Consider the following 24,181-nt stretch of genomic DNA (forward strand, 5'->3'; position numbering starts at 1 on the left):
GTTTTTTCGAGGGGAATGCAGTCATGTTCCGTTGGATCGCGGCTCTATCCGCAGCGCTGGTGCTCAGCGGCTGCGTCACCACGCGCGAATACGTCTACACCGATGGCTCCTACCGCGACGGGTATCGCGAGCGCGTCTACACCGACGGCAGCTACCCGGCGAGCGAGAGTTACACCGAAGGCGACCGTTACGTGGGCGGCAGCACCTACTACTCGTCCGGGTCCTCGTACGGCGGCGACTACTACTATCGCGAGCCGGATTTCTATTCGTCGTCCTCGTACCTCGACTATCCGTACTACTACTCGATCTTCCAGCCGATCAACAGCTGGTGGTACGACCCTTACTACTTCCCGAGCTATTACTACGGCGTCACCTTCTACCCGCGCAATTACTTCGGCCTGAGCCTGAGCTACGCCTATCCGCACGGCTACGGCTGGCCGCGCAGCCATTTCCACGGCAGTTTCTATTCGCCGTACCGGTACGGCTGGGTCGACAGCTACTACGACTGGGAGCCGTGGTACGCGAACTATCCGCGCTACCGCAACTACTACCCGACGCCGCGTTACGGCAGCGCGCGACGCGAAGCCGAGCGGCTGGCGTCGTGGAGCGATTCGCGCAGGTACTCCGCGCAGGACTACCGCCGCGGCGACGTGCGCCGCACCAGCAGCTACGACGGCTATCCGGGCGCCCGCGGCAATCCGCGCGCCGCCGACTACGGCTCGCGCACCGCGCCGCGCCAGGATCCGGGCACGCGCGGCTTCGGCGTGCCGACCGACGTGCGCCGCACCGGCACCACGCGCAACGCGCAGTACGGCAGCAGCAGCGATCGCCAGCTGCCGAGCCGCGGCTTTGGCGTTCCCGCAGGCAGCTCGCGTGGAACGGATACGGGCAGTGCGAACAACCCGCGCAACGCGACGCAGCGCGAAGCGCAGCGCCTGGGCGACGTGCGCCGCACCGGTGTGCCGGCGTCCCGTTCGTCGACGATGCCGGCACGCCAGAGCCTGCCGCGCGGCGGCTACGTCGCGCCGGCGCGAGATGCGCAGATCGAACGCGCCGAGGCCGACGCGCGCGGCTACGCGCTGCCGGGCACGAGTGCGCCGCGTCGCGTCGGACGGCCGGCAAGCACGGGCGAGGGCTATCGTCGCGAGTCGGCGCCGCGCCAGATCGACGACGGTGGACGCGGCTATGCACTGCCGTCGGCGCCGGAGCGTCGTTACAGCGCGCCGGTCGCCGCGCCGCGCGACAGCTACGCGCCGGCACCGCAGCAGCAGCCCGCGCGCGGCTACAGCGCGCCGCCGGCGCCGCAGCGCAACTACAGCGCGCCTGCACCTGCGCCGCGGCAGAGCTACTCCGATGCGCCGTCGCGCAGCGAATCGCGCGGCGGCGGTGATCGCGGCGGCTCGCGCGGCAGCAGCGGCGGCGTGCGGCGCGTCGGATCCAATCGCGACGATCGCTGATCGCAACCTGCCGACGAAACGACGGCGCCGGAGGAGACTCCGGCGCCGTTTCTTTTGGTTTTTGCGTTGCGTCGCGGACGAGGCGGCTGCCGCGCACCGGCTCCGTGCCCGCCGACATGGCCGCCGACGGGTTGGGCGACGTGCCCGCCGATTGCCCCGCCTATTTTTTCGCGGCGGTCTTCCGCCCGGAGCCGCTTTTCTTGCCGCCGCCGTCCTGCCGGTTCACGGTCGCCCACGCGCGTTTCTCGGCGGTCTCGGCGGAGACGCCGCGTTCACGGTAGCTGTCTTCGATGTGTTCGGCCTGGCGCTTCTGCTTGTCGGTGTAACTGGATTTGTCGCCGCGTGACATGGGTCGCTCCCTGCATGACGCCGGATGCGTCGGAACAAGGTTTGCAAGAGCGGTGCCACAGGCATGCGCCGCCGCCGCACCGGTACGGACGTGCGTCGGCACGCGCGATCGCCGGGCGTTTCGCGGTGCGCGGCTCGCTCGAACTGCATGGCGGCGGCCGGCGGGCGCCGCCGCCGTCGTGTCCGGGCCGGCGTCTCGCGGCCGTGACTTCCGGCCCGTTTACTTCGTCGCGGCGTTGAACTACAAATGTAGTACTACAACCGTAGAGACGCCGATGGACGATGCCGATCCCGATGTCGCGCTGAGCGATCTGCAACTGGATGTGATGCGCGTGCTGTGGCGCGCCGATGCTTCGGTGTCCGACGTGGTGGCCGCGCTCGCCGGACGGCGCGACCTGGCGCACACCACGGTCGCGACCGTGCTGACGCGGCTCGCGCGGCGCGGCGTGGTGGCCGCGCACCGGGACGGACGCCAGCTGCTGTACCGCGCCTGCGTGACCGAGTCGCAGGTGCGGCGCTCGATGGTCGGCAGCCTGATCCAGCGCCTGTTCCGCGGCGATCCGACCGCACTGCTCGCGCACCTGGTCGACGAGCGCGATGTCGCGCGCGACGAGCTCGCGCGCGTGCAGCGCCTGCTCGACGCGCCGCCGCAGACGCCGTCCTCGCGCCGCCGGAGCCGCGGCACGTGACGGCGCTCGATCCGCTGGCATCCGCGCTGGCAACGCTCGCGCTGCACGCCACCGTGCTGACGGGCGCGGTCTGGCTGGCCGAGCGCGGCGGCCTGCTGCGCAATCCAGGATGGCTGGAACTGGCCTGGCGCGGCGCGCTGTTCGGTGCGCTGCTGTCGACCGCGGTGGCCGTGCTCCCGCGCGACGCGGCGCCAGCGTCGCCTGCCGCGATGCGCGCCGACGCCGCGCCGACGGCGGTGGCGCCACCGGACTTGCCGCTGCGGCTCGCAGCGGCGGACGCATCCGTCGCCGCCGGGCAACCCGCGCCGACGGCCACGCGCGACGCCCCGCGGCGCGTTGCGGCACAACTCGCCGGCGGCGTGATTGCCGTCTGGCTCGCCGGAATGACCGCGGCGGCGCTGGTCCTGCTGCGTCAGCTGGTCGCGCTGCGCGCACTGCGCCGGCACACCCGTCGTACCGCGCGCGCCGCGGCGCTCTCGCTGCAGCACGCCGCCCGCGCGCTGGCCGAACGCTTCGGCGTGGCCGCGCCGGACCTGTTCGTCGACGACACCGTCGCAAGCCCGATGCTCCTGTGCACGCGCCGCCTGCTGCTCGCGCCGTGGTGCGAACGGGCGGCGCCGCAACAGCAGTATGCGCTGCTCGCGCACGAATTCGCGCACCTGCAGCGCGGCGACCTGCGCTGGCGCATCGCGCACCGCATCGCGCTGCTGCCGCTGTGGTTCCACCCGCTCGCGCACGTGGCGTGCCGCCGCCTCGACGCGCTCGCCGAGGATGCCTGCGACGCACGCGCCACCGCCTGTGTCGGCGACGGCCGCGCCCTGGCCGAATGCCTCGCCGCGTGCCTGCGTTCACCCCCTCGCCGTGCCCCGCGACACAACGCGCTCGCCGTCGCGATGGCGGGCGAGCGCGGTGCCGTCGTTCGCCGTGTCCATCGCCTTCTGGAGAACACCATGCCCACCGAACCGCTTCCGGCCTACCGCCTTCGCCTCGCCGTCGCGCTCGGCCTTGCCGTGCTCGTGCTGCTGCCCGGCATCGCCATCACCACGCAGGCCGCCGGGTCGCGCACCAGCACCAACGTGCAGATCGATTCCGACGACGGACGCGAACGCCTGTCCTACACCAGCAAACGCGCCGGCCATGCCCTCTCGGTCAAGATGGACGGCCGGATCGAGTTCGCCGACGACGAAAGCGACGTCGTCGCGATGGACGACGACGCCGGACTTTCGATCGAGGAAACCGTCGACGGCGTCACGCGCGAAATCTCCTTCGACAGCAAGGGCGGCACGATCGAGCGCGACTACCGCGTCGACGACGACGCGCACGCACTCGATGCCGAAGGCCGCGCCTGGCTCGCCCGCACGCTCCCGGCCGTGTTCCGCGAGACCGGCATCCACGCGCAAGCGCGCGGCACGCGCCTGCTCGCCGCCGGCGGACCCGATGCACTGCTCGACGAGATCGACAAGATCGCGAGCGACCACGCGCGCCGACGCTATCTCGACGTGCTGTTCGGCAACGCGCGGCTCGACGACGCGCAGCTCGATCGCGCGGTGGCGCAGGCCGCCACGATCGAATCGGATTTCGAACTGCGTCATGCCCTGCAGGCTGCATTCACCACCCAGACGCTGTCGGACGCGGCACTCGCCGCGCTGCTGCGCGCCGGAAGCGCAATCGAATCGGATTTCGAAAGCGCCGAACTGCTGGTCGCGCTCGGCGCCAGCCACCGACCCCTCGACGGCAATGCGCTGGCGGCATGGACACAGATGCGCGGCAACATCGACAGTGCGTTCGAGCAGCGGCGCGTGCTCGAAGCACTGCTCGACGGCAACGCCGGACCCGCCGAACTTGCGCTGGTGCTGGACGGCGCACGCGGCATCGACGGCGACTTCGAGAAAGGCCAGGTGCTGGAACGCAGCGCACCGCTGCTGCGCGGAGCACCCGACGCGATCGCCGCCTACCTGCGCGCCGCAGACACCATCGACGGCAGCTTCGAACGCAGCCAGGCGCTGCTCGCATTGCTGCAGCACGAGACGCTCGACGTCACCGGCGCAACGGCCGCGCTCGACACCATCGCCGGCATCGACGGCGACTTCGAAATGGCCAGGACGCTCGAAGCGCTGGCGCAGGTCATGCCCAGCGATGCGACGGTCATCGCGCGCTATCGCGCCGTGGCGGCGGACCTCGGCGACTTCGAACGCAAGAGCGCGGAAGCCGCGCTGGGACGGACGGTGCGGGTCTACTGATTTCCGCCGCCCGGCGCGACGCGCAGAGCGCGCGTCGCGCGCGGTTCAGGCCGCCGCGCGCTGCGTCGAGCCCGCGCGCCACTGCGCGAGCAGTTCCTGGCGCATCGTGTCGGCCTTCTTCAGATGCGCTTCCTTCACGTGGCCGTAGCCGCGGATGTGCTCGGGCACGCTGGCAATCTGCGTGGCGAGTGCCACGTTGCCGGCATCGAGCTTCGCGATGAGATCGTCGACCTGGGCGAAGTAGTCGACGATCAGCTGCCGCTCGGTCCTGCGCTCGTGCGTGTAGCCGAACACGTCGAAGGCCGTGCCGCGCAGGAACTTCAGCTTCGCCAGCATGCCGAACATCGGCCGCACCCACGCGCCGTATTCCTTCTTCACCAGCTGACCGTCGGCGTTTTTCTTCGCGAACAGCGGCGGCGCGAGGTGGTGCTTGATCGTGTAGTTGCCTTCGAACGTGGCTTCGATCTGGCGCTTGAACACGTCCGAGGTCTGCAGGCGCGCGACTTCGTATTCGTCCTTGTACGACATCAGCTTGAAGGCGTACCGCGTCACCGCTTCGCTCAGCGCGGTCGAACCGGGCACGCGCTGCTGTTCGGCGTTGCGCACCTTCGCCACGAGGTCCGAGTAACGTTTCGCGTAGTCGGCGTTCTGGTAGTCGGTGAGGAACTCGACACGACGCGTGATGCGCTCGTCCAGCGTCTTCGACAGGCGCACATCGTCCAGCGGCAGCGCGATCACGTCGCCGCCCTTCTGCGCGCCCATGCCGGCGGCGTCGCGCACTGCGTCCAGATCGACCACGGCCAGACGGCCCCACGCAAACGCCTTGCGATTCATCTCGATCGCCGCGCCGTTGAGTTCGATGGCGCGGTGGATCGAATCCAGCGACAGCGGCACGAGACCCTTCTGCCATGCATAGCCGAGCATGAAGAGGTTGGTCGCAATCGCATCGCCCAGCAGCGCCGTGGCGAGCGCGGTCGCGTCGACCAGCATCGGCTCCTGGCCGTCGAGCGCGGTGCGCACGGCCTGCACGATGCCGGCCTTTGGGAACTGCATGTCCGGGTTCATCGTGAACGGGCCCGGCATGGCTTCGTAGCTGTTGAGCACCACGTTGCTGCGGTCGGCGCGGATCTTCGACAGCGCCCAGTAATCGTTCACCACCACGATGTCGCAGCCGAGCACGAGGTCGGCTTCACCCGCGGCGATACGCACCGCGTGGATGTCCGCCGGCGTGTTGGCGATGCGCACGTGCGTGGTGACGGCGCCACCCTTCTGCGCCAGGCCGGTCTGGTCCAGCACCGAGGCGCCCTTGTTTTCCAGGTGCCCGGCCATGCCGAGCAGCGCGCCGATGGTCACCACTCCGGTGCCGCCGACGCCGGTGATGAGGATGTTCCACGGCTGGTCGAGCGAGGGCAGCGTCGGCATCGGGAGATTCTCCAGACGCTCGGCCGCGTTCGAACCCTTGCGCTTCTTCAGCTGGCCGCCGTGCACGGTGATGAAGCTCGGGCAGAAGCCCTTCACGCAGGAATAGTCCTTGTTGCAGTTGGACTGGTCGATGTCGCGCTTGCGGCCGAATTCGGTTTCCTTGGGCAACACGGAGACGCAGAAGCTCTTCACGCCGCAGTCGCCGCAGCCTTCGCACACCAGCGAGTTGATCAGCACGCGCTTCTGCGGATCCACCATCTTGCCGCGCTTGCGGCGGCGGCGTTTTTCGGTGGCGCAGACCTGGTCGTAGATCAGGATCGATGTGCCCTTCACTTCACGCAGCATCTTCTGCACCGCATCGAGTTCGTCGCGGTGGAAGAACTCGACGCCGCTCGGGAAGATTTCCGGCTTCGACCACTTGCCCGGCTCGTCCGACACCACGACGATCTTCTCGACGCCTTCCGACCGCATCTGGTGCGCGATCTGCGGCACCGTCAGCGTGCCGTCGACCGGCTGGCCACCCGTCATCGCCACCGCGTCGTTGTAGAGGATCTTGTAGGTGATGTTGACCTTAGCCGCGATCGCTTGCCGGATCGCTAGCGAACCGCTGTGGAAGTACGTGCCGTCACCGAGGTTCTGGAACACGTGTTCCGTCTCGGTGAAGTTCGCCTGCCCGCACCAGCTCACACCCTCGCCGCCCATGTGCGTGAAGGTGTCGGTTTTCCGATCCATCCACGTGACCATGTAGTGGCAGCCGATTCCGCCGAGCGCGCGCGAGCCCTCCGGCACCTTGGTCGAGGTGTTGTGCGGGCAGCCCGAGCAGTAGTGCGGCACGCGCGGGAAGCTGGCGCGCGGCAACGCGAGTTCGGCTTCCTTCGCACGCGTCCACGCGAGACGCGACTCGATGGCGTCGGAATGGAAGAACCGCTTGATGCGTGCGCCGATCACGAGCGCGATGGTTGCCGGCGTGAGTTCGTTGGTCGACGGCAGGATCCAGTTGCCCTGCTCGTCCTGCTTGCCGACCACGCTCGGACGCTCGGACCAGTTGAACATCTGCTCCTTGATCTGGCGCTCGACGAAGGAGCGCTTTTCCTCGACGACGATGATGTCCTCGAGCCCGCGCGCAAACGCGCGGATGCCCGCCGGTTCCAGCGGCCAGGTCATGCCGACCTTGTAGACGCGGATGCCGATGTCCTCGGCCAGCTTGTGGTCGATGCCGAGGTATTCGAGTGCCTGCAGCACGTCGAGGTAGCTCTTGCCGGTGGTGACGATGCCCAGCCGCGCCTTCGGCGAATCGAAGATCGTCTTGTCGATGTGGTTGGCGCGCGCAAACGCGATCGCCGCGTTGACGGCGTAGCGGTGCAGGCGCATTTCCTGGTCGAGCGGCGGATCGGGCCAGCGGATGTTGAGGCCGCCCTGCGGCAGTTCGAAATCCGTCGGCAGCACGATGTCGAGCTGGTGCGGATTGACGTTGACCGAGGCCGAGGTTTCCACCGTTTCGGCGATGGTCTTGAAGCCGATCCAGCGACCGGTGAAGCGCGACATGGCCCAGCCGAGCAGGCCCATGTCGAGGATGTCCTGCACGCCGGCGGGGTTGAGGATCGGCATCATCGCCGACTCGAATTCGCCTTCGGAGCCGTGCGGCAGCGTCGAGGAGCGGCAGGCGTGGTCGTCGGCCGCGAGCGCGAGCACGCCGCCATGCTTTGACGTGCCGGCCGCGTTGCCGTGCTTGAACACGTCGCCGCTGCGGTCCACGCCCGGCCCCTTGCCGTACCACATCGAAAACACGCCATCGACCTTCGCACCCGGGAACAGGTTGGTCTGCTGCGTGCCCCACACCATCGTGGCGCCGAGGTCTTCGTTGAGTCCCGGCTGGAATTGGATGTTGCTGGCGGCGAGGTGTTTCTTCGCCTTCCACAACTCCAGGTCGAAGCCGCCCAGCGGCGAACCGCGGTAGCCGGAAATGAAGCCGCCGGTGTTGAGCCCCGCGGCGCGGTCGCGCATCTGCTGCATCAGCGGCAGGCGCACGAGCGCCTGCACGCCGGACAGGTAGATGCGCCCGTGTTCGCGGGTGTACTTGTCTTCGAGGGTGTAGCTGGTGTCGATCTGGGTGGCGACGGCGGACATGCGGGCGACCTTGAACGGGTGACGGCGCGGCGGCGGCGCGCACCGGGGCTGCGGCGCGACGGCCGGCAGCGGCAACTAGAGCAAAGGATCGAATTGTATCAGGGGACGCCGGGGGTCACGAGGTGGATGTGGACGGGAATCGGGCGGTTTTCGGCTGGAAGCTCGAAGATGTGAACAGCGATTCATTCATTTTGGCGGCGGTTGCCGAAGATGAGCGTTCCACGCGCTCCGCCATGCGTTGTGGCCAGACGCGGCGCGGACCCAAGGCCCTTGGCGCGCCATCGACCCATCGTCATCCCGGCGAACGCGGAAGCGGTTTTCGAAAGCGACGTTGGTCAGCCGGTGCCTCGTGTTGGTTCATTTCGGTTCGCCAGCAACACCGAGCAACGTCACTGGATCCCGTCCTTCGCCGGGATGACGGTGGGGCAAGAGGCACCGTTTTGCCGCAGCGCTGTCGCAGTCCGTCGCGAAACGCGTCGAGTCACGCCGCTGAGTTGTCGAACTCGGCGGCGAACGCATCGAGCCTGGCGTTGTACGCCGCCTTGCGTTCCTGCGTCGCGAATGCCGCCTCGAAGCTGTTCCTCGCCAGCTGTTTCGCATGCCACAGGCGCAGGTTCAGCGCGGCGAACGTGTCGAGGAAATTCTGGTTGATGTAGCCGCCGAAGTAGGCCGGATCGTCGGAGTTGATCGTGACGACGAGGCCGAGGTCCATCAGCTCGGCCAGATTGTGCTGCGCGAGGTCGCCGAACACGCACAGTTTCACGTTCGACAGCGGACACACCGTCAGCGGGATGCGCTCGCGCACCAGGCGCTCGATCAGCAGCGGGTCCTTCGTCGCCTGTACGCCGTGGTCGATGCGCTCGGCGCCGAGCACGTCGAGCGCGCTCCAGATGTAGGCCGGCGGGCCCTCCTCGCCAGCGTGCGCCACCACGCGCAGACCGATCGCGCGCGCCTCGGCGAACACACGCGCGAACTTTTCCGGCGGGTGGCCGACCTCGCTCGAATCGAGCCCGACGCCGATGAACTTGTTGAGGTGCGGGCGCGCCTGTTCGAGCGTCGCCAGCGCCGCATCCTCGGAGAGGTGACGCAGGAAGCAGAGAATCAGTTCGGCGTGGATGTCCAGTTCGCGCCCGGCCCTGTCCACCGCGCGGCGCAGGCCGTCGATCACGGTGGCGAAGGGCACGCCCCGGTCGGTGTGGGTCTGCGGGTCGAAGAACAGTTCGGCATGCACGATGTTGTCGGCCTTCGCGCGTTCGAAGTAGGCCCACGCCATGTCGTGGAAGTCGTCCTCGGTGAGCAGCACGCTGGCGCCGGCATAGTAGATGTCGAGGAAGCTCTGCAGGTTGGTGAAGGCGTACGCGGCGCGCAGGGATTCGACGTCCGCGTAAGGCAGCGTCACGCCGTTGCGCTGCGCGAGGCGGAAGATCAGTTCGGGCTCCAGCGAGCCTTCGATGTGGATGTGCAGCTCGGCTTTGGGCATGCCGCGGAGAAAGCGGGCGATGGATTCGGGACGCGGGGACAGGTCGGTCATGGCAGCTCGCGGATGTGGCGTGGATCGCAGTCTGCATCAATGGGCGTGCTTTTTCCTTTTCCGGGCCGCGAAGTGCCGCGAAGGTGCCGTGACCGAGCCGACGCGTCTCGACCTGCAATCCTTCTCCCGTCGGGAGAAGGTAGCGGCAGGCGGATGAGGGAGCCACGAGATGCGTCTGCGAGGCCTGTCGGTCCCGATCGACGCGCTTCGGAGTGCGCCTTTGGAATGCGCTTGCGTCCAGCGTCGAGCAGGCCTGCGAGGTGGCGCCCTCATCCGCCTGCCGCTACCTTCTCCCGCGGGGAGAAGGAACGCGAGCTGGATGGCTTGCGGCGAAATCCAGTGCCTGCGTGCCTCCTCTGCCGGAAGAAGGAAAATTCCCCGCTCTCGCGTACTCTTGCCGACGATGACTCCGACCACCTTCATCCTCAACGGCAACCCCACCGCGCTCGACGGCGCCGATCCAACCGAATCGCTGCTGCGCTGGCTGCGACGCGCGCGCCTGACCGGCACCAAGGAAGGCTGCGCCGACGGCGACTGCGGCGCATGCACCGTGGCGCTGCTCGAACCGGACGGCCACGGGGCGGGCGCGTACCGGGCGATCAACAGCTGCCTGCTGCCGATGGGCCTGCTGCCCGGCCGCGAGGTGCTGACCGTGGAGGCGCTGGCCGATGGCGACGCACTGCATCCGGTGCAGGCGGCGCTGGTCGAGTGCGCGGGATCGCAGTGCGGCTACTGCACGCCCGGGTTCGTCATGAGCCTGTTCGCCGGTTACCACGGCGGCGAGCTCGGCGATCACACCACCGAAGGCAACCTGTGCCGCTGCACCGGCTACCGGCCGATTCGCGCGGCCACCGAGGCACTTGCCGCGAACCCCGGCGCGGCGGACGGCTTTTCGCGGCGTGCAGCCGCGCCGCGTGATGCGCTGTCAGGCGCGACGCTGGCGCAGTTCCACAGTCCCGTGTCCGTGGCCGATGCGCTGGCGCTCAAGGCGCGGCACCCCGATGCGGTGTGGATCGCGGGCGCAACCGATCTGGGCGTCGATCTCAGTCACTGGCGGCCCGTCGCATCGGCGTTCATCGCGCTCGATCGCATCGCGGCACTGCAGCGGCTCGATATCGATGCCGACCGGGTGTGCATCGGCGCCGGCGTGCCGCTCTCGCGCCTGGAGCACACACTCGGCGACGTGTTGCCCGCGTTCGGGCAGATGCTGCCGTGGTTCGCGGCGCGCCAGGTGCGCAACCGCGCCACGCTCGGCGGCAACCTCGGCAGCGCCTCGCCGATCGGCGACCTGCTGCCGCTGCTGCTGGCACACGAGGCGGTCGTGCACTTCGTCGGGCCGGACGGTGCGCGCGACATCGCGGCTGCGGACTTCTTCCTCGACTACCGCAAGACCGCGCGCGCCGACAACGAGCTCATCGTGGCGGTGACGATTCCGCGGCCGCGAGGAACCAGCGCCAGCTACAAGGTCGCCAAGCGCCAGACCGACGATATCAGCATCGTCGCGGCCGCCTTCGTCGTCGCCTGCGACGACGCCGGGCGCGTGGACACCGCGCGTCTGGCCTACGGTGGTGTCGCCGCGATCCCGAAACGCGCGACGCGCGCCGAATCGCTGCTCGCCGGCGCCGTGCTCGACGACGCCACCGTCGACCGCGTCGCCAGCGCGCTAGACGCGGAATTCGCACCGCTCGACGACCACCGCGCCAGCGCCGGCTACCGCAGGCAGCTGTGCGGCAACCTGTTCCGCAGATTCGTCGCGGAGCACTTCGCATGAGCCTGCGGCACGAGAGCGCCGTCGGCCACGTCACCGGCCGCGCCATCTACACCGACGAGCAACACGAACCGGCTGGCATGCTGAGCCTGTGGCCGGTACAGGCGCCGCACGCGCATGCGCGCTTCCGCATCGTCGACACGTCCGCCGCGCGCGCCATGCCGGGCGTGCGCGGCGTGCTCGTCGCCAGCGACATTCCCGGCGAGAACAACACCGGGCCGATCAAGCACGACGAACCGCTGATTCCCGTCGACACGGTCGAGTTCCACGGCCAGGCCGTGGCGTGGGTGATCGCGGTCGACGAGGCCCACGCCCGCGCCGCCGCCGCCGCAGTGCAGGTGCACTACGAGCCCCTCCCCGCACGGCTGAGCATCGCCGACGCCATCGCCGACGACGCCTTCCACATGCCGGCCACGCGCGTGGCGCGCGGCGATGCGGCGAAAGCGCTGGCCGACGCGCCGCACCGCATCGACGGCGAGCTGCACATCGGCGGCCAGGACCACTTCTATCTCGAAACGCAGGCGAGCTGGACCGCGCTCGATGCCGACGGCCTGCTGCAGATCGTCGCGTCCACGCAACATCCGAGCGAGACACAGGCCATCGTCGCGCACGTGCTCGGCATCCATGCGCACCGCGTGTTGTGCCGCTGCCTGCGCATGGGCGGCGGTTTCGGCGGCAAGGAAACGCAGGCCAATCCCTACGCCGCCATCGCCGCACTGGCCACCTGGATCACGCGCCAGCCGGTGCGGATCAAGCTGCAACGCCAGCTCGACATGCAGATGACCGGCAAGCGCCATCCGTTTTTTGCGCGCTACCGCGCGGGGTTCGACGACAACGGCCTGCTGCATGCGATCGCGGTCGATCTGGTCGCCGACGGCGGCTGGAGCAGCGATCTCTCGCCGCCGGTGCTGATGCGCACGATGGTGCACATCGACAACGCGTATTTCGTTCCACATGTCGAGATCGTCGGTCGCATTGCGAAGACGCATCTGGCATCGAACACCGCGTTCCGCGGTTTCGGCGGGCCGCAGGGCATGGTGGTGGGCGAGGAAATCCTCGATCGCGTCGCGCGCCATCTGCGCCTGCCGGCGCACGCGGTACGCGAGCGGAATTTCTATCGCCCCGCGCAGGTTCCGGACCGCAACACCACGCATTACGGTCAGCCGGTGGTCGACAACCATCTGCCGCAACTGTGGGCGCAGTTGCTGCACGACAGCGGGTTCGCCGCACGGCGCGACGCTGCGACAGACTTCAATGCCGCGCACCCGCACGCCAAGCGCGGCATCGCGATCACACCGGTGAAATTCGGCATCTCGTTCAACAAGACCGAATACAACCAGGCCGGGGCACTGGTGCACATCTATGCCGACGGCAGCATCCAGCTCAATCACGGCGGCACCGAGATGGGCCAGGGGCTGCACACCAAGATGATCGAAGTCGCGCGCCGCACGCTCGGCGTATCGCGCGAACGCATCCAGCTGATGGCCACCAGCACCGACAAAGTGCCGAACACCTCGGCGACGGCCGCGAGCAGCGGCTCGGATCTCAATGGCCAGGCGGTGAAGGCCGCATGCGACACCTTGCTCGCGCGCCTCGCGCCGGTGGCCGCGACACTGCTGCAGGGCGCGGTCGGCGATGTCGTGTTCGCCGACGATGGCGTGTTCCTCGGCAGCGCGTCGGAGCGGCGTCTGTCGTTCGAGGAGGTCGTCGGCGTCGCCTACCACGAGCGCGTGTCGCTGTCGGCCACCGGCTACTACCGCACGCCGGTCATCCACTGGGATCCGGCCGCGGGCCAGGGCCATCCGTTCTACTACTTCGCGTACGGCGCGGCGGTGAGCGAGGTGGAGCTGTGCGGCTACACCGGCGTACACCGGTTGCTGCGCGTGGACCTGCTGCACGACGTGGGCGAGTCCATTGCGGAGCACATCGACCGCGGCCAGATCGAGGGCGGCTTCGTGCAGGGCTTGGGCTGGCTGACGTGCGAAGAGCTGCGCTGGAACGCGAAGGGAAAGCTGCTCACCGATGCACCGAGCACGTACAAGATCCCGACGCTCGGCGACGTGCCGCACGCGTTCCACGTCGCGCTGTTCCGCCGCAGCGACGCGCCGAGCACCAACGTGATCTTCGGCAGCAAGGGCGTCGGCGAACCGCCGCTGATGCTGGCGCTCAGTGTGCGCGAAGCGCTGCGCGACGCCGTGGCCGCGTTCGGCGATGCACGCGCCGTGGCGCTGGCGTGCCCGTCCACGCCCGAGGCGCTGCTGACGGCGATCGACGCGGTACGCGCGCGCTGAGCATCGTCGTGGACGAACGTCTCTTCTGCCGTCTCGCGCAGCGCCTGTCCGATGGCGCCGTCGTTCTTGCGAGCGTGCGCAGCACGCGTGGCGCCACGCCGCGCAAGGCGGGCAGTCGCATGCTCGTGACGGCGACCGACACCGAATTCAGTGTCGGCGGCGGCGCGGCCGAAGCGCGCGTCATCGACGCCGCGCGTCAACTGCTGCGCGGCAACCAGGACCGCGCCGACCTTGCCATCGACCTGACCGGCAAGCCCGGCGCCGCCGGCGTCTGCGGCGGCGCGATGCAGATCGTGTTGCGCCGCTGGCACGACGCTGCCGATCATGTCCGCGCCGCCGACATCGCCGCGCAACTCGCCGCCGGCCAGCCGGTGTCGCTCGCCGCGGCGGACCTCGGCGGCGGCGACGCGCTGGTGTTGCCTAACCCGCGTTTGCTGATCGTCGGCGGCGGCCACTGCTCGCTCGCGCTGCACGACCTTGCACGCCATCTGGACTTCGACCTGTGCGTGTTCGACCCGCGCCCCGACTGCTTCGGCGCCGGCCAGTTTCCCGGCGCGCGCACGCTGCATGGTGGCTTCGACGCCCTCGACGCGGCATTCGACACCCGTCGTGACATCTATGCGGTGCTGCTCAACCGCGACTATGCAGGCGACGTTGCCACGCTGCGTGTGCTGCAGCATCGGACCACCGCATACCTGGGCATGATGGGAAGCCGCAAACGCATTGCCGAAGTACGCGCCGCATTCCCGCCGGACGCGGCGGTGCTCGAACGCCTGCATGCCCCGGTGGGCCTTGCGATCGGCGCCCACACACCGCACGAAATCGCGGTCAGCATCCTTGCCGAGCTCATCGCCCGGCGTTACGCAACTGCCTGACAATCGAAACTGTCTGCAGTTGCTTCCCTTCTCCCGCGTAGCGGGGGAAGGTGCCCGGAGGGCGGAAGGGGGTTCCGCTTTTTGCAGCCGATGCAAACGCCACCACCGCCAGAGCACTCGCTTCGCTCGCGCCCCCTTCCGCCTTCGGCACCTTCCCCCGCTGCGCGGGAGAAGGAACGGCGCACGCTCGCCGCGATTCGAACCGGCGGCGGAAGCTGCTAGGGTGGCGGGTGCAGCCCGCCTCGATGGCGGGCCTGAACTTCGGGAGCGTGCCGGTGTCCGCAAGAGCATCGGAGGCGCGGTCGCGTGGAGAGCGCGGCTCGTGCGGGAAAGGGAGAAACATGCTGATGCGACACACCGGAATTTCACGCTGGATGCTGGGTGCGGCGCTGCTCGTGTTGGCAGCGCTGACACATGCGCAGGACATCGTTCCGCCGCCGGAAGGCATCTACGCCGACGGCGACCCGGCGGCGGTGCGACCGGCGCTGCTCGATCCGCAGGACCGCAACGCGCGCCGGCAGCTCGACCAGGTGCTCCGCACCAACCCGGACAACGTGCCGGCACGCGTGCTCGATGCGTGGATGCAGTTCGAGCGCGGCAGCCGCCCGCGTGCGCTGCAGGCGTTCAACGATGCCATCCGCAGCGCGCCCGAGGGCAGCCTGCCGCTGCGCCACGCGCACTGGAACCTCGGGTGGGCGCTGTTCGCCAGCGCCGACAACGCCGGTGCGCTCGAACACTGGCAGACCGCCGCGCAGCTGCACGGTGGCCACCCGAGCTGGGTGCCGACCACCTTCGCCATCGGCCTGTGGCTCACCGGCCACAGCGAGCGCGCGATCGAGTACTACCAGGCCGCCGTCGACAGCGATCCGGACCGCTGGGGCGATGCCGCCGGCGTGGCCGAAGCCACGCGTGCGTGGGGCGCGAACGAGAAACTCGCCATCGAAGCGGTGCAGGCGGCCTGGCGCAACCGGCGCGACGGCACCGGCTGACCCTCCCTCAGTCGCGCGCGATGCCGAGCTGGCGATCGTGCACGCGCTCCAGCATCAGTTGCGCGAGGACGGCGCCGCACAGCGCCAGGAACATGTCCCACTGCGTGTCCCACACATCGCCCTGCGTGGCGAGATAGGCATCGGCCTCGCCGCCCATGACGAGCGCGGCCCACCACTCGATGAATTCGAAGAACGCGCTGAAGCTCAGGCACGCGGCGCACACCAGATAGAACAGCCAGCCGCCGGGCCGCAGCGGCGTGCAGCGCAGCAGCAACTCGCGCGCGAGGATGGCGGGAATGAATCCTTGCGCAAGGTGACCGAGACGGTCGTAGTGGTTGCGCGAAAGATCCCATGCCGCCGCGACCCAGTCGCCGAGCGGTGTCTGCGAATAGGTGTACTTGCCGCCGTAGATCAGGATCACGCAGTGGATCGCGATCAGCCACGCCAGCAGGCGCGTGAGCGGAAAACGCCCGCGCGTGGCGATGAGCAGCGGAATCGCGGCCAGCACCCAGATCACCTCCATGAACCAGGTGAGCCGGTCGCTGGGCGCGATCGCCGACCACAGCAGCACCGCGCCCACGATCAGCAACAGCGCGATCGATTCGGTGCGCGTGGTGGTGACGGCCGGGGCGCGGCGGCGGAGTTCGTCCATGGCGGGTGCTCGGGGCGGAGGGGTGAAGCATAGGGCGAGTGGAGAGTGGAGAGGAGCGAGAATCGAGTCGCAGCGCGGCTGCGCCCGCGTCTCGGGGACCGGACATTCGAGGGACTCACCTGGCGCGCTCCATCGACGAACGCGTTATCGTCCCTGCCACGTCGCCCCGTTTCTCACGCCTCTCCACTCTGCAGTCTCCCATGCACCCACTCCACCACATCGACGTCTTCACCGACGCGCCGGTTTCGGCAACCCGGTCGCCGTGGTGCTCGACACCGCCGCGATGCAGCGCTTCGCCGCCTGGATCAACCTCGGGAATACACATTGCAAGACCCGGCGTCCGCCCGTTCGCAGCGTCGCTACGCATGGGCCCGATATCGTCTCCCCGCGGGAGAAGGGAGGCGGCTGCCGCGGGCCGCGTGCCGGCGGATAGCGCCACTTCCTAGGATGACGCGAGGCGGCGGCAACCGCATTCCGCTGACCGGAGACGTCAGCCCCCTGCCCGCTCCTGCTGCCGCAGCATTCCCATCAACCCGCCCTGCAACGCGTACGCATCGAAGCCGAGCTTGGTCAGGATGAACGCTGCGGCCGAGCTGCGCTCGCCGGTGTTGCAGTACACGATGAACTTGCCGCCGCGCGCGAACTGCTGCGTGGCGTCCTCGCGCAGGCGGTACAGCGGGATATTGATCGAGCCCTTGATCGCGCGCTGGTCATGTTCGGCCGGCATGCGCACGTCGATGACGGTGGCGCCTTCGCGTGCGAGCAGGGAAGCCTGGCCGGCGGTGAGCCACTCGACCACCGGCGGCTTGAGCACGTCCTCGAACGCCTTCTTGCCCAGGCGCATCAGGCGGCCGTCCTGCATCATCTTCACGGTCGCGTTGCGCGTCGTGTTGGACAGCAGCGCGTCCTCGCCGAAGCAGTCGCCGCGCACCAGGTACGCGACCACCGACTCGACGCCGTCCAGGTGCTTGGACACCGACGCGGCGCCTTCCTTCACCACGTAGAAATAATCCGCGGCATCGCCTTCGCGGATCACCACCTGGCCGGCACGCGCTTCGGTCTCCTCGAAGCGCTGGAACATGCGCTCGATGTTGCCGGTCGGCATCTTGTGGAAGGCGCGGCTCTGCAGCAGGCGGAACACCCAGCGGTTGCCGTCGGGGGTCGGATCGAAGTGGTTGAAGTTCTCGGCGCGGCTGAGCTGGTCCCACGCGATCACCTTCTCGGTGTAGCGGCGGTCCAGCCGGATCACGCGCGCACTCGGCGAAACCACCGTGGCGGTGAAACGGCGCGGCTGCGAATCGCCGAGCGGGTAGCGGCCCTGCAGCGAGCTTGCGGCGATGTTCTTGACCTTGCCGTCCGGATACTCGCCGGAAACCTCGCCTTCGAGCAGGTAGAGCGTGTCGCTGTCGATGTCGCCGGTGCGGAACAGCACCTCGCCCTTGAGGTACTCGGACAGCGCGGCTTCGCCCGCGAGCTGTTCGCGCGTTTCCGGACGCAGCGTTTCGAGCGGGTAGAGCTTGGCCAGATCGTTGGTGTCGAAAGGCATGCGGCGGTTGTCCCCTGAAATGTCGCGCAAGTGTAGTCCTGGCGCGCGGTGGCGCAAGGGTGCGGGTGTCGGTGCGGTGCGGTGCGGTGCGGTGCGGTGCGGTGCGGTGCGGTGCGTGGCGGCGTCGCGATGCATTTGGGCATGCGCTGCAGCTTGCATCCGCAGCATGTTACCGGCGACATCCACCAACGTCGTGCCGGCGAAGGCCGGCAGCCGGTGACGTTGCCTTTCCTCGCCAGGCGCAAACCGAGCAACGTCGCTGGGTCCCGGCGTTCGCCGGGACGACGATGGGAGCGTGCGGCACATCGGTTGTGGCTGCTCGCGCGGAGCGTGGATCGCGCTCTTGTGTCCGGACAAGAAAAAGGCGGCCGAAGCCGCCTTTCCCATTGCATCGAACGTTGCCGACAACCTCACTCGATATCGAGGAAGCTGCGCAGCTGCTCCGAGCGCGTCGGGTGGCGCAGCTTGCGCAGCGCCTTGGCCTCGATCTGGCGGATGCGCTCGCGCGTCACGTCGAACTGCTTGCCGACCTCTTCCAGCGTGTGGTCGGTGTTCATGTCGATGCCGAAGCGCATGCGCAGCACCTTCGCTTCCCGCGGCGTCAGGCCGGCAAGCACGTCGCGCACGGTTTCCGAAAGACCCGTGACGGTGGCGGTTTCCATCGGGGACTCGACGTTCGTGTCCTCGATGAAGTCGCCGAGGTGCGAGTCCTCGTCGTCGCCAATGGGCGTCTCCATGGAGATCGGTTCCTTCGCGATCTTCATGACCTTGCGGATCTTGTCTTCCGGCATTTCCATCTTCTTCGCCAGCTCTTCGGGCGTGGGTTCGCGACCCATTTCCTGCAGCATCTGGCGGCTGATGCGGTTGAGCTTGTTGATCGTCTCGATCATGTGCACCGGGATGCGGATGGTGCGCGCCTGGTCGGCGATCGAGCGGGTGATGGCCTGGCGGATCCACCACGTCGCGTAGGTGCTGAACTTGTAGCCGCGACGGTACTCGAACTTGTCCACCGCCTTCATCAGGCCGATGTTGCCTTCCTGGATCAGGTCGAGGAACTGCAGGCCGCGGTTGGTGTATTTCTTGGCGATGGAGATCACGAGGCGCAGGTTGGCCTCGACCATTTCCTTCTTCGCCTTGCGCGCCTTGGCTTCACCGATCGCCATGGTGCGGTTGATGTCCTTGATGTCGGGCAAGGACAGGAACAGCGCGCCCTCGATCGAGACCAGCTTGTCCTGCTCGGCCATGACCTCGTCGCGGTGCTCGCGCAGGCCCGAGGCCCACTTCTGCTTGCGGCGGATCATCTCGTCCGCCCAGCCGCTGTCGGTCTCGTGGCCGGGGAACGCGCGCACGAAATCCTTGCGCGGCATCTTAGCCAGGCGAATGCACAGGTCCATGATCACGCGCTCGTGGCCGCGCACGGCATTGACCACTTCGCGCAGCTTGCGCACCAGCGAGTCGATCTGGATGGCCGGCAGCTTCAGCCGCAGGAATTCGGTCGCCATCTCCTCGCGGATCTTGATGACCTTCTTGTCCGCCGGCCCGCCTTTTTCATGCGCCTTGCGGAATTTCTCGTAGAAGGACTTCAGGTTCTGCATGCGGCGCGCGACTTCGGCCGGATCCGGGCCGGTGTCGACCGTGGTCTCCTCCTCGCCGTCGCCGGTGTCCTCGACTTCGGCTTCCACCTCGACATCGGCATCCGCATCGGGCACCGCCGCGGCGTTGAAGGGCTCGGGCTCCTCGACGTCGGTGAAGCCCTGCACCACTTCGGACAGGCGCTTCTTGCCCTCGACGTGCTGGTCGTATTCTTCCAGCAGCAGCTGCACCGACCACGGGAAGCTCGCGAGCGCGGACTGGACCTGGTTGAGGCCTTCCTCGATGCGCTTGGCGATGGCGATCTCGCCTTCGCGCGTGAGCAGTTCGACGGTGCCCATTTCGCGCATGTACATGCGCACGGGGTCGGTGGTGCGGCCGGCCTCGGAGTCGAGCGCGCTCAGCGCGGCGACGGCCTCCTCGGTGGCGGTCTCGTCGTCGTTGCTCGCCGCGGGCGCGGCATCGGACAGCAGCAACGTCTCGGCATCCGGCGCAACCTCATGCACCTCGATGCCCATGTCGTTGATCATGCCGATGATGTCTTCGATCTGCTCGGGATCGACGATGTCGTCCGGCAGGTGGTCGTTGACTTCGGCGTAGGTCAGGTAGCCTTGCTCGCGACCCTTGATGATGAGCTGCTTGATTTCCGACTGCTGCTCTTGCTTTTCAATCGCCATGCGGGGCCTGACTGCTTCGTGGAGCGGGGAGAGAACGCGACAGTATAGCGGCTGGGCCACCATCGCGCCATTCGGGGCGTTCGGAGCTGGGGGCGCGCCGGCCGCGGCGCGCGCGAAACGGACGCTTCAAACTGAATAAACGTGAAACGGACCCCGTTCGGGTCGTTTTCCGGTCATTTCGACCCGTTGGCGGTGCCGGGGTTCCACCGCAGAGGTGTCAGGCCGTGAGCCAGAACGTCACCGGGCCGTCGTTCTGCAGGTCGACCACCATATGCGCACCGAAGCGCCCGGTTTCAACCGTCGCGTGCCGGGCGCGGGCCAGGCTCACGAGTCGGTCGAACCAGTGGCGTCCGTGCTCCGGGTCCGCGGCGGCGGTGAAGCTCGGGCGCATGCCGCGCGTCGTGTCGGCGGCGAGGGTGAACTGGCTGACGAGCAGCAGGCCGCCGCCGGTGTCGGTCAGGGAGCGGTTCATCCGGCCCCGGTCGTCGGCGAACACGCGGTAGCCGAGCAGGCGATCGAGCATGCGGACGGTCTGCGCTTCGCCGTCGTCCGGCTGCACGGCGACGAAGGCCAGCAGGCCGGCGCCGATGCTGCCGACGGGTTGGGTGTCGACGCTGACGCTGGCGCGGGTGACGCGCTGGATGAGGGCGATCATGGGCGGATCGTGGGGGTGTGGTCTTGAGGGGTCAACGGGTGGGCGGATGCCCCCTTCCGGCTGCCGCCACCTTCCCCCGCAAGCGGGAGAAGGGATGCTTCGTTTGGCGCATGTGGTATGTCGACCGTTCGGGATTTCACTATCGCCTAGCGAAGCAATCCTTCTCCCGGTTGCGGGGGAAGGTGCCGGCAGGCGGAAGGGGGTCACCCCGCACCCAACCGACTAAACTGCCTCGATGCAAGACCGCTTCACCCTCCCCGCCCGCCTCCTCTACGCCCTGCTCTGGCTGATCGGCCGCCTGCCGCCGCGCGTCGCGCACGCGCTTGGTGCCGGCATCGGCAGCGCCGCGCGGGTGTTGGGGCTGCGCGAAGCCCGCGTGAGCCGTCGCAACCTCGAGCTGTGCCATCCGCAGCTCAGCGATGCAGAGCGCGATGCGCTGCTGCGCGCGAGCCTGCGCGAAACCGGCCGCACGCTGGTTGAAACCGCGCGCTGCTGGACGCGGCCGGCGGGCCACAACCTGCGCCTGGTGCGCGAGGTCGACGGCGGCGCGCTGTTCGAGGCGGCGCTGGCCTCCGGCCGCGGCGTGATCGTGGCGGCGCCGCATCTTGGCAACTGGGAGCTGCTGAACCAGTGGCTGGCGCAGCGCACGCCGATCGCCATCGTCTACCGCCCGCCGCGCAGCGCATGGATGGAGGCGCTTCTGCGGCGCGCGCGCGGGCACGCCAACGTGACCCAGGTGCGGGCCGAGGCCGCCGGCGTGCGGCAATTGTTCCGCGTGCTGAAGGACGGCGGCTGCGTCGGCATCCTGCCCGACCAGCAGCCCAAGCGCGGCGATGGCGAATTTGCGCCGTTCTTCGGCGTCCAGGCACTGACGATGACGCTGCTGTCGCGGCTCGCGCACAAGACCGGTGCGATCGTCCTGTTCGCCTATGCGCGACGATTGCCGGACGGCGGCTTCCGCGTGTGCCTGCGCGGCGCGCCGCCCGGCATCGACGCCGAGGACGCCACGCGCGGCGTGGCCGCCCTTAATGCGGGCGTGGAAGCCTGCGTGCGCGAGGCGCCGGCGCAGTACCAGTGGAGCTACAAGCGCTTCACGATGCGCCCGCCGCCGCGCGACGGCGCCGCATCCGAGCCCAATCCCTATTGAGCGATCCGGCCCACCGCCCGCCGGCGGTCACAGCCGCGCACCGCCCCCGTCCTGAGGCTGCATGAGCGAAACCACGCCCGACCCGAACGTCGCACCCGACGCCGCCCGCACGCACGGCGACGTGCCGGCACCCGATGCGATCGTCTGGGAGCCGCTGCATCCGTACGCGCGTTACGGCATGGCGCTCGGCGCGCTCACCGGATTCGGCCTTCCGTATGTACCGCTCGCGGCAGTGACGCTTGCCGCGTGGGATTCGGGCGGCGTCGGCGTGCTCGGCAAGATGGCGCTGTTCTTACTCGGCCTGGTCGGCGTGGCTGCGCTGTCGTGGCGGTACGCGGTGGCACGCTTCCGCCGCACCCGCTTCGCGCTCGCCGCCGACGGCCTGCGCATCCGGCGCGGCGTGTTCTGGCGCAGCGAAACGCTGATTCCGCGCTCGCGCGTGCAGCACACCGATCTCAATCGCGGACCGCTCGATCGGCAATTCGGCCTTGCGACGCTGAAGGTCTACACCGCCGGCACCAAGCTCGCGTCGGTCGGTCTGGACGGCCTGCCCGACGCCCGCGCGGTGGAGCTGCGCGACGCGCTGGTGAGCGATGACGACGACGCCGTCTGACCCGCCGCCGGGCGCGCCGGCCGATGCGCCGCCGATCGCGCCGGCGCAGGCCAGCGCGGCCCTCGGCGCCGGGCGCGAGCGGCGCCTGCACCCGCTGTCGTGGCTGTTCGTGCTGCTGGCGCAGCTGCGCAGCTTCGCGCTGCCGCTGATCGCGCTGCTGGTGTTCGGACGCGGCGGGGATTCGTGGGAGTTCCTCGGCATGTTCGCGGCCGGCGCGCTCACGCTCGTCGCGGTGATCCAGTACTACACGTACCGTTTTCGCATCGATGCCAGCGAACTGGTGATCCGCTCCGGCCTCGTCAGCCGCAACGTGCGCCACCTGCCGCTGGCGCGTATCCAGAACGTGGCGCTGCGCCGCAACCTGCTGCACCGCGCGTTCGGGGTGGCGGAGGTCAAACTCGAATCGGCCGTCGGCGGCGTCTCGGCCGAGGCGCAGATGCGCGTGCTGTCGATGGCCGACGCGGCGGCGCTGGAGACGCTGGTGCGTGCCAGCCGCGACGACGCGCCGGCGGACGCGGACATCGAGGCCGAGGCTGCCCCGCAGGGCGAAACGCTGCTGGAACTGCCGCTGATCGAGCTGATCAAGTTGGGCCTCACCTCGAACCGCGGCCTGGTGCTGGGTGCGGCGGGCTTCGGCGTGTTTTCGCAGATGGACTCGAGCGGCTTCGGCAACCTCGTGGGCGACACGGCCAGGGGGCTGTTCGGCTATGCCGCGGGGCTGCATCTTGGCCTGCTGCAGTGGCTGGTGGTGGTGCCGCTGCTGGCGCTGGCTCTCGTCGCCGCGCTGCGCTTGGTGTCGGTGGCGCTGACGGTGCTGCAGTTCCACGGCTTCCGCCTCGGCGAACTGGATTCACGCCTGAGCGTGGAAGCCGGCCTGCTCACGCGCATCCGCAGCAACGCGGCATTGCGCAAGATCCAGCACTGGACGCTGCGCGAGAGTTGGCTGTTGCGTCTGTTCGCGCGCCGCAGCCTCAAGGTGGAGACCGCCGCGATGCAGGCGATGAACGAGACCCAGGGCCTGAGCGACCTCGCCCCGATCGCGCCGCCTGCCGTGATCGACGCGCTGCTGGCCCGCTGGCTGCCCTGGCTGCGGCTGGATGCGCTGCAGTGGCAGCCGCTGCATCCGGGCGCGTGGCGTCGCATCGCGTTCTGGCCGGTGCTGGTCAGCATCGCGCTGTGCGTCCCCCTGTGCTGGCGGATCGGCGCCTGGGGCCTGCTGCCGCTGCTGACCGTGCCGTGGTGGCTGTATCGCGCGCACCGCATCGCGCGCGCGTCGGGCTGGGCCGTGACCGATCGGGTGCTGGCGTGGCGCAGCGGCTGGCTCGACCGCCGGGTCTCGTTTGCGGAAATCGCAAAATTGCAGGGCCTGCAGCTGACGCAGTCGCCGTTCGATCGCCGCCGCGGCATGGCCTCGCTCAGCGCCGACACCGCCGGCGCGAGCCCGTTCGGGCATCGGCTCGACCTGCACTACCTTCCCGAGAGCGACGCGCGCGCGTTGTATGCACAACTCGCACCGCAGATTGCGCGTTCGGCGCTTCGGTGGTGATGGCTGTGTTGGCCTGGA

The 24,181-nt window shown here is 68.9% G+C and carries 17 protein-coding genes; 10 read left to right on the forward strand and 7 right to left on the reverse strand.

What is annotated here, in order from left to right; all coding sequences use genetic code 11:
• The first annotated feature begins 23 nt into the window (after positions 1-23).
• Positions 24-1,457, forward strand: a complete 1,434-nt coding sequence (locus HNQ52_RS04920; protein WP_183960015.1) for a hypothetical protein — start codon at positions 24-26, stop codon at positions 1,455-1,457.
• A 160-nt stretch (positions 1,458-1,617) separates the two neighbouring features.
• Here the strand turns inward: HNQ52_RS04920 and HNQ52_RS04925 are convergent, their stop codons facing one another.
• Positions 1,618-1,806, reverse strand: a complete 189-nt coding sequence (locus tag HNQ52_RS04925; RefSeq protein WP_183960016.1) for a hypothetical protein — start codon at positions 1,804-1,806, stop codon at positions 1,618-1,620.
• A gap of 274 nt (positions 1,807-2,080) precedes the next feature.
• On the opposite strand from HNQ52_RS04925, the gene HNQ52_RS04930 reads away from it, so the two are divergent.
• Positions 2,081-2,494, forward strand: a complete 414-nt coding sequence (locus HNQ52_RS04930; RefSeq protein ID WP_183960017.1) for a BlaI/MecI/CopY family transcriptional regulator — start codon at positions 2,081-2,083, stop codon at positions 2,492-2,494.
• Positions 2,491-4,734 carry a M56 family metallopeptidase gene (locus HNQ52_RS04935; RefSeq protein WP_183960018.1) on the forward strand — a complete coding sequence of 748 codons (2,244 nt, stop codon included), beginning with the start codon at positions 2,491-2,493 and terminating at the stop codon, positions 4,732-4,734. The genes HNQ52_RS04930 and HNQ52_RS04935 overlap by 4 nt, the downstream gene beginning before the upstream one ends.
• 45 nt (positions 4,735-4,779) lie before the next feature.
• Here HNQ52_RS04935 and HNQ52_RS04940 read toward each other — a convergent pair whose 3' ends face one another.
• Both HNQ52_RS04940 and HNQ52_RS04945 read right to left on the reverse strand, forming a co-directional pair.
• Positions 4,780-8,283 carry an indolepyruvate ferredoxin oxidoreductase family protein gene (locus tag HNQ52_RS04940; RefSeq protein ID WP_183960019.1) on the reverse strand — a complete coding sequence of 1,168 codons (3,504 nt, stop codon included), beginning with the start codon at positions 8,281-8,283 and terminating at the stop codon, positions 4,780-4,782.
• A gap of 481 nt (positions 8,284-8,764) precedes the next feature.
• The gene (locus HNQ52_RS04945; RefSeq protein WP_183960020.1) at positions 8,765-9,814 is read right to left on the reverse strand and encodes an adenosine deaminase; all 1,050 of its coding nucleotides are present in this window, start codon (positions 9,812-9,814) and stop codon (positions 8,765-8,767) included.
• Positions 9,815-10,217: 403 nt separating this feature from the next.
• Here HNQ52_RS04945 and HNQ52_RS04950 point away from each other — a divergent pair, with 403 nt between their 5' ends.
• The 4 genes from HNQ52_RS04950 (at position 10,218) to HNQ52_RS04965 (ending at position 15,737) form a co-directional block, all read left to right on the forward strand.
• Entirely contained in the window at positions 10,218-11,585 is a 1,368-nt protein-coding gene (locus HNQ52_RS04950) for a xanthine dehydrogenase small subunit (protein WP_183960021.1), read from the forward strand.
• Complete coding sequence (xdhB, locus tag HNQ52_RS04955; RefSeq protein WP_183960022.1) at positions 11,582-13,873, forward strand: xanthine dehydrogenase molybdopterin binding subunit; 2,292 nt, start codon at positions 11,582-11,584, stop codon at positions 13,871-13,873. Before HNQ52_RS04950 ends, xdhB begins: the two co-directional genes overlap by 4 nt.
• 8 nt (positions 13,874-13,881) lie before the next feature.
• On the forward strand, positions 13,882-14,748 hold the full coding sequence (locus tag HNQ52_RS04960; RefSeq protein WP_183960023.1) for an XdhC family protein: 867 nt from the start codon (positions 13,882-13,884) through the stop codon (positions 14,746-14,748).
• Between the two features lie 347 nt (positions 14,749-15,095).
• Positions 15,096-15,737, forward strand: coding sequence for a tetratricopeptide repeat protein (locus tag HNQ52_RS04965; RefSeq protein ID WP_183960024.1), 642 nt, complete (start codon positions 15,096-15,098; stop codon positions 15,735-15,737).
• A 7-nt stretch (positions 15,738-15,744) separates the two neighbouring features.
• Here HNQ52_RS04965 and HNQ52_RS04970 read toward each other — a convergent pair whose 3' ends face one another.
• From HNQ52_RS04970 to dtd, 4 genes are all read right to left on the reverse strand, one after another.
• On the reverse strand, positions 15,745-16,389 hold the full coding sequence (locus tag HNQ52_RS04970) for a DUF2238 domain-containing protein (RefSeq protein WP_183960025.1): 645 nt from the start codon (positions 16,387-16,389) through the stop codon (positions 15,745-15,747).
• A gap of 490 nt (positions 16,390-16,879) precedes the next feature.
• Positions 16,880-17,935 carry a cyclic nucleotide-binding domain-containing protein gene (locus HNQ52_RS04975; RefSeq protein WP_183960026.1) on the reverse strand — a complete coding sequence of 352 codons (1,056 nt, stop codon included), beginning with the start codon at positions 17,933-17,935 and terminating at the stop codon, positions 16,880-16,882.
• A 410-nt stretch (positions 17,936-18,345) separates the two neighbouring features.
• The gene (gene rpoD, locus HNQ52_RS04980; RefSeq protein ID WP_183960027.1) at positions 18,346-20,202 is read right to left on the reverse strand and encodes an RNA polymerase sigma factor RpoD; all 1,857 of its coding nucleotides are present in this window, start codon (positions 20,200-20,202) and stop codon (positions 18,346-18,348) included.
• 217 nt (positions 20,203-20,419) lie between these two features.
• Positions 20,420-20,857 (reverse strand): D-aminoacyl-tRNA deacylase, encoded by a 438-nt coding sequence (gene dtd, locus HNQ52_RS04985; RefSeq protein WP_183960028.1) that lies wholly within the window; start codon positions 20,855-20,857, stop codon positions 20,420-20,422.
• Between the two features lie 235 nt (positions 20,858-21,092).
• On the opposite strand from dtd, the gene HNQ52_RS04990 reads away from it, so the two are divergent.
• The 3 genes from HNQ52_RS04990 to HNQ52_RS05000 all read left to right on the forward strand — a co-directional run bounded on the left by HNQ52_RS04990 (position 21,093) and on the right by HNQ52_RS05000 (position 24,163).
• Positions 21,093-22,004: an LpxL/LpxP family acyltransferase gene (locus HNQ52_RS04990; RefSeq protein ID WP_183960029.1), complete on the forward strand. Its 912-nt coding sequence runs from the start codon at positions 21,093-21,095 to the stop codon at positions 22,002-22,004.
• A 61-nt stretch (positions 22,005-22,065) separates the two neighbouring features.
• Complete coding sequence (locus HNQ52_RS04995; protein ID WP_246387618.1) at positions 22,066-22,617, forward strand: PH domain-containing protein; 552 nt, start codon at positions 22,066-22,068, stop codon at positions 22,615-22,617.
• Complete coding sequence (locus HNQ52_RS05000) at positions 22,598-24,163, forward strand: PH domain-containing protein (RefSeq protein WP_183960030.1); 1,566 nt, start codon at positions 22,598-22,600, stop codon at positions 24,161-24,163. The genes HNQ52_RS04995 and HNQ52_RS05000 overlap by 20 nt, the downstream gene beginning before the upstream one ends.
• The last annotated feature ends 18 nt before the right edge of the window (positions 24,164-24,181 follow it).

Source organism: Chiayiivirga flava (genome assembly GCF_014202825.1).
Classification (GTDB): domain Bacteria; phylum Pseudomonadota; class Gammaproteobacteria; order Xanthomonadales; family Xanthomonadaceae; genus Chiayiivirga; species Chiayiivirga flava.

Coding starts and splice junctions, on each gene's coding strand:
- HNQ52_RS04920 (WP_183960015.1), top strand. CDS start 24: ATGTTCCGTTGGATCGCGGCTCTATCCGCAGCGCTGGTGCTCAGCGGC.
- HNQ52_RS04925 (WP_183960016.1), bottom strand. CDS start 1,806: ATGTCACGCGGCGACAAATCCAGTTACACCGACAAGCAGAAGCGCCAG.
- HNQ52_RS04930 (WP_183960017.1), top strand. CDS start 2,081: ATGGACGATGCCGATCCCGATGTCGCGCTGAGCGATCTGCAACTGGAT.
- HNQ52_RS04940 (WP_183960019.1), bottom strand. CDS start 8,283: ATGTCCGCCGTCGCCACCCAGATCGACACCAGCTACACCCTCGAAGAC.
- HNQ52_RS04945 (WP_183960020.1), bottom strand. CDS start 9,814: ATGACCGACCTGTCCCCGCGTCCCGAATCCATCGCCCGCTTTCTCCGC.
- HNQ52_RS04950 (WP_183960021.1), top strand. CDS start 10,218: ATGACTCCGACCACCTTCATCCTCAACGGCAACCCCACCGCGCTCGAC.
- xdhB (WP_183960022.1), top strand. CDS start 11,582: ATGAGCCTGCGGCACGAGAGCGCCGTCGGCCACGTCACCGGCCGCGCC.
- HNQ52_RS04965 (WP_183960024.1), top strand. CDS start 15,096: ATGCGACACACCGGAATTTCACGCTGGATGCTGGGTGCGGCGCTGCTC.
- HNQ52_RS04970 (WP_183960025.1), bottom strand. CDS start 16,389: ATGGACGAACTCCGCCGCCGCGCCCCGGCCGTCACCACCACGCGCACC.
- HNQ52_RS04975 (WP_183960026.1), bottom strand. CDS start 17,935: ATGCCTTTCGACACCAACGATCTGGCCAAGCTCTACCCGCTCGAAACG.
- rpoD (WP_183960027.1), bottom strand. CDS start 20,202: ATGGCGATTGAAAAGCAAGAGCAGCAGTCGGAAATCAAGCAGCTCATC.
- dtd (WP_183960028.1), bottom strand. CDS start 20,857: ATGATCGCCCTCATCCAGCGCGTCACCCGCGCCAGCGTCAGCGTCGAC.
- HNQ52_RS04990 (WP_183960029.1), top strand. CDS start 21,093: ATGCAAGACCGCTTCACCCTCCCCGCCCGCCTCCTCTACGCCCTGCTC.
- HNQ52_RS04995 (WP_246387618.1), top strand. CDS start 22,066: ATGAGCGAAACCACGCCCGACCCGAACGTCGCACCCGACGCCGCCCGC.
- HNQ52_RS05000 (WP_183960030.1), top strand. CDS start 22,598: ATGACGACGACGCCGTCTGACCCGCCGCCGGGCGCGCCGGCCGATGCG.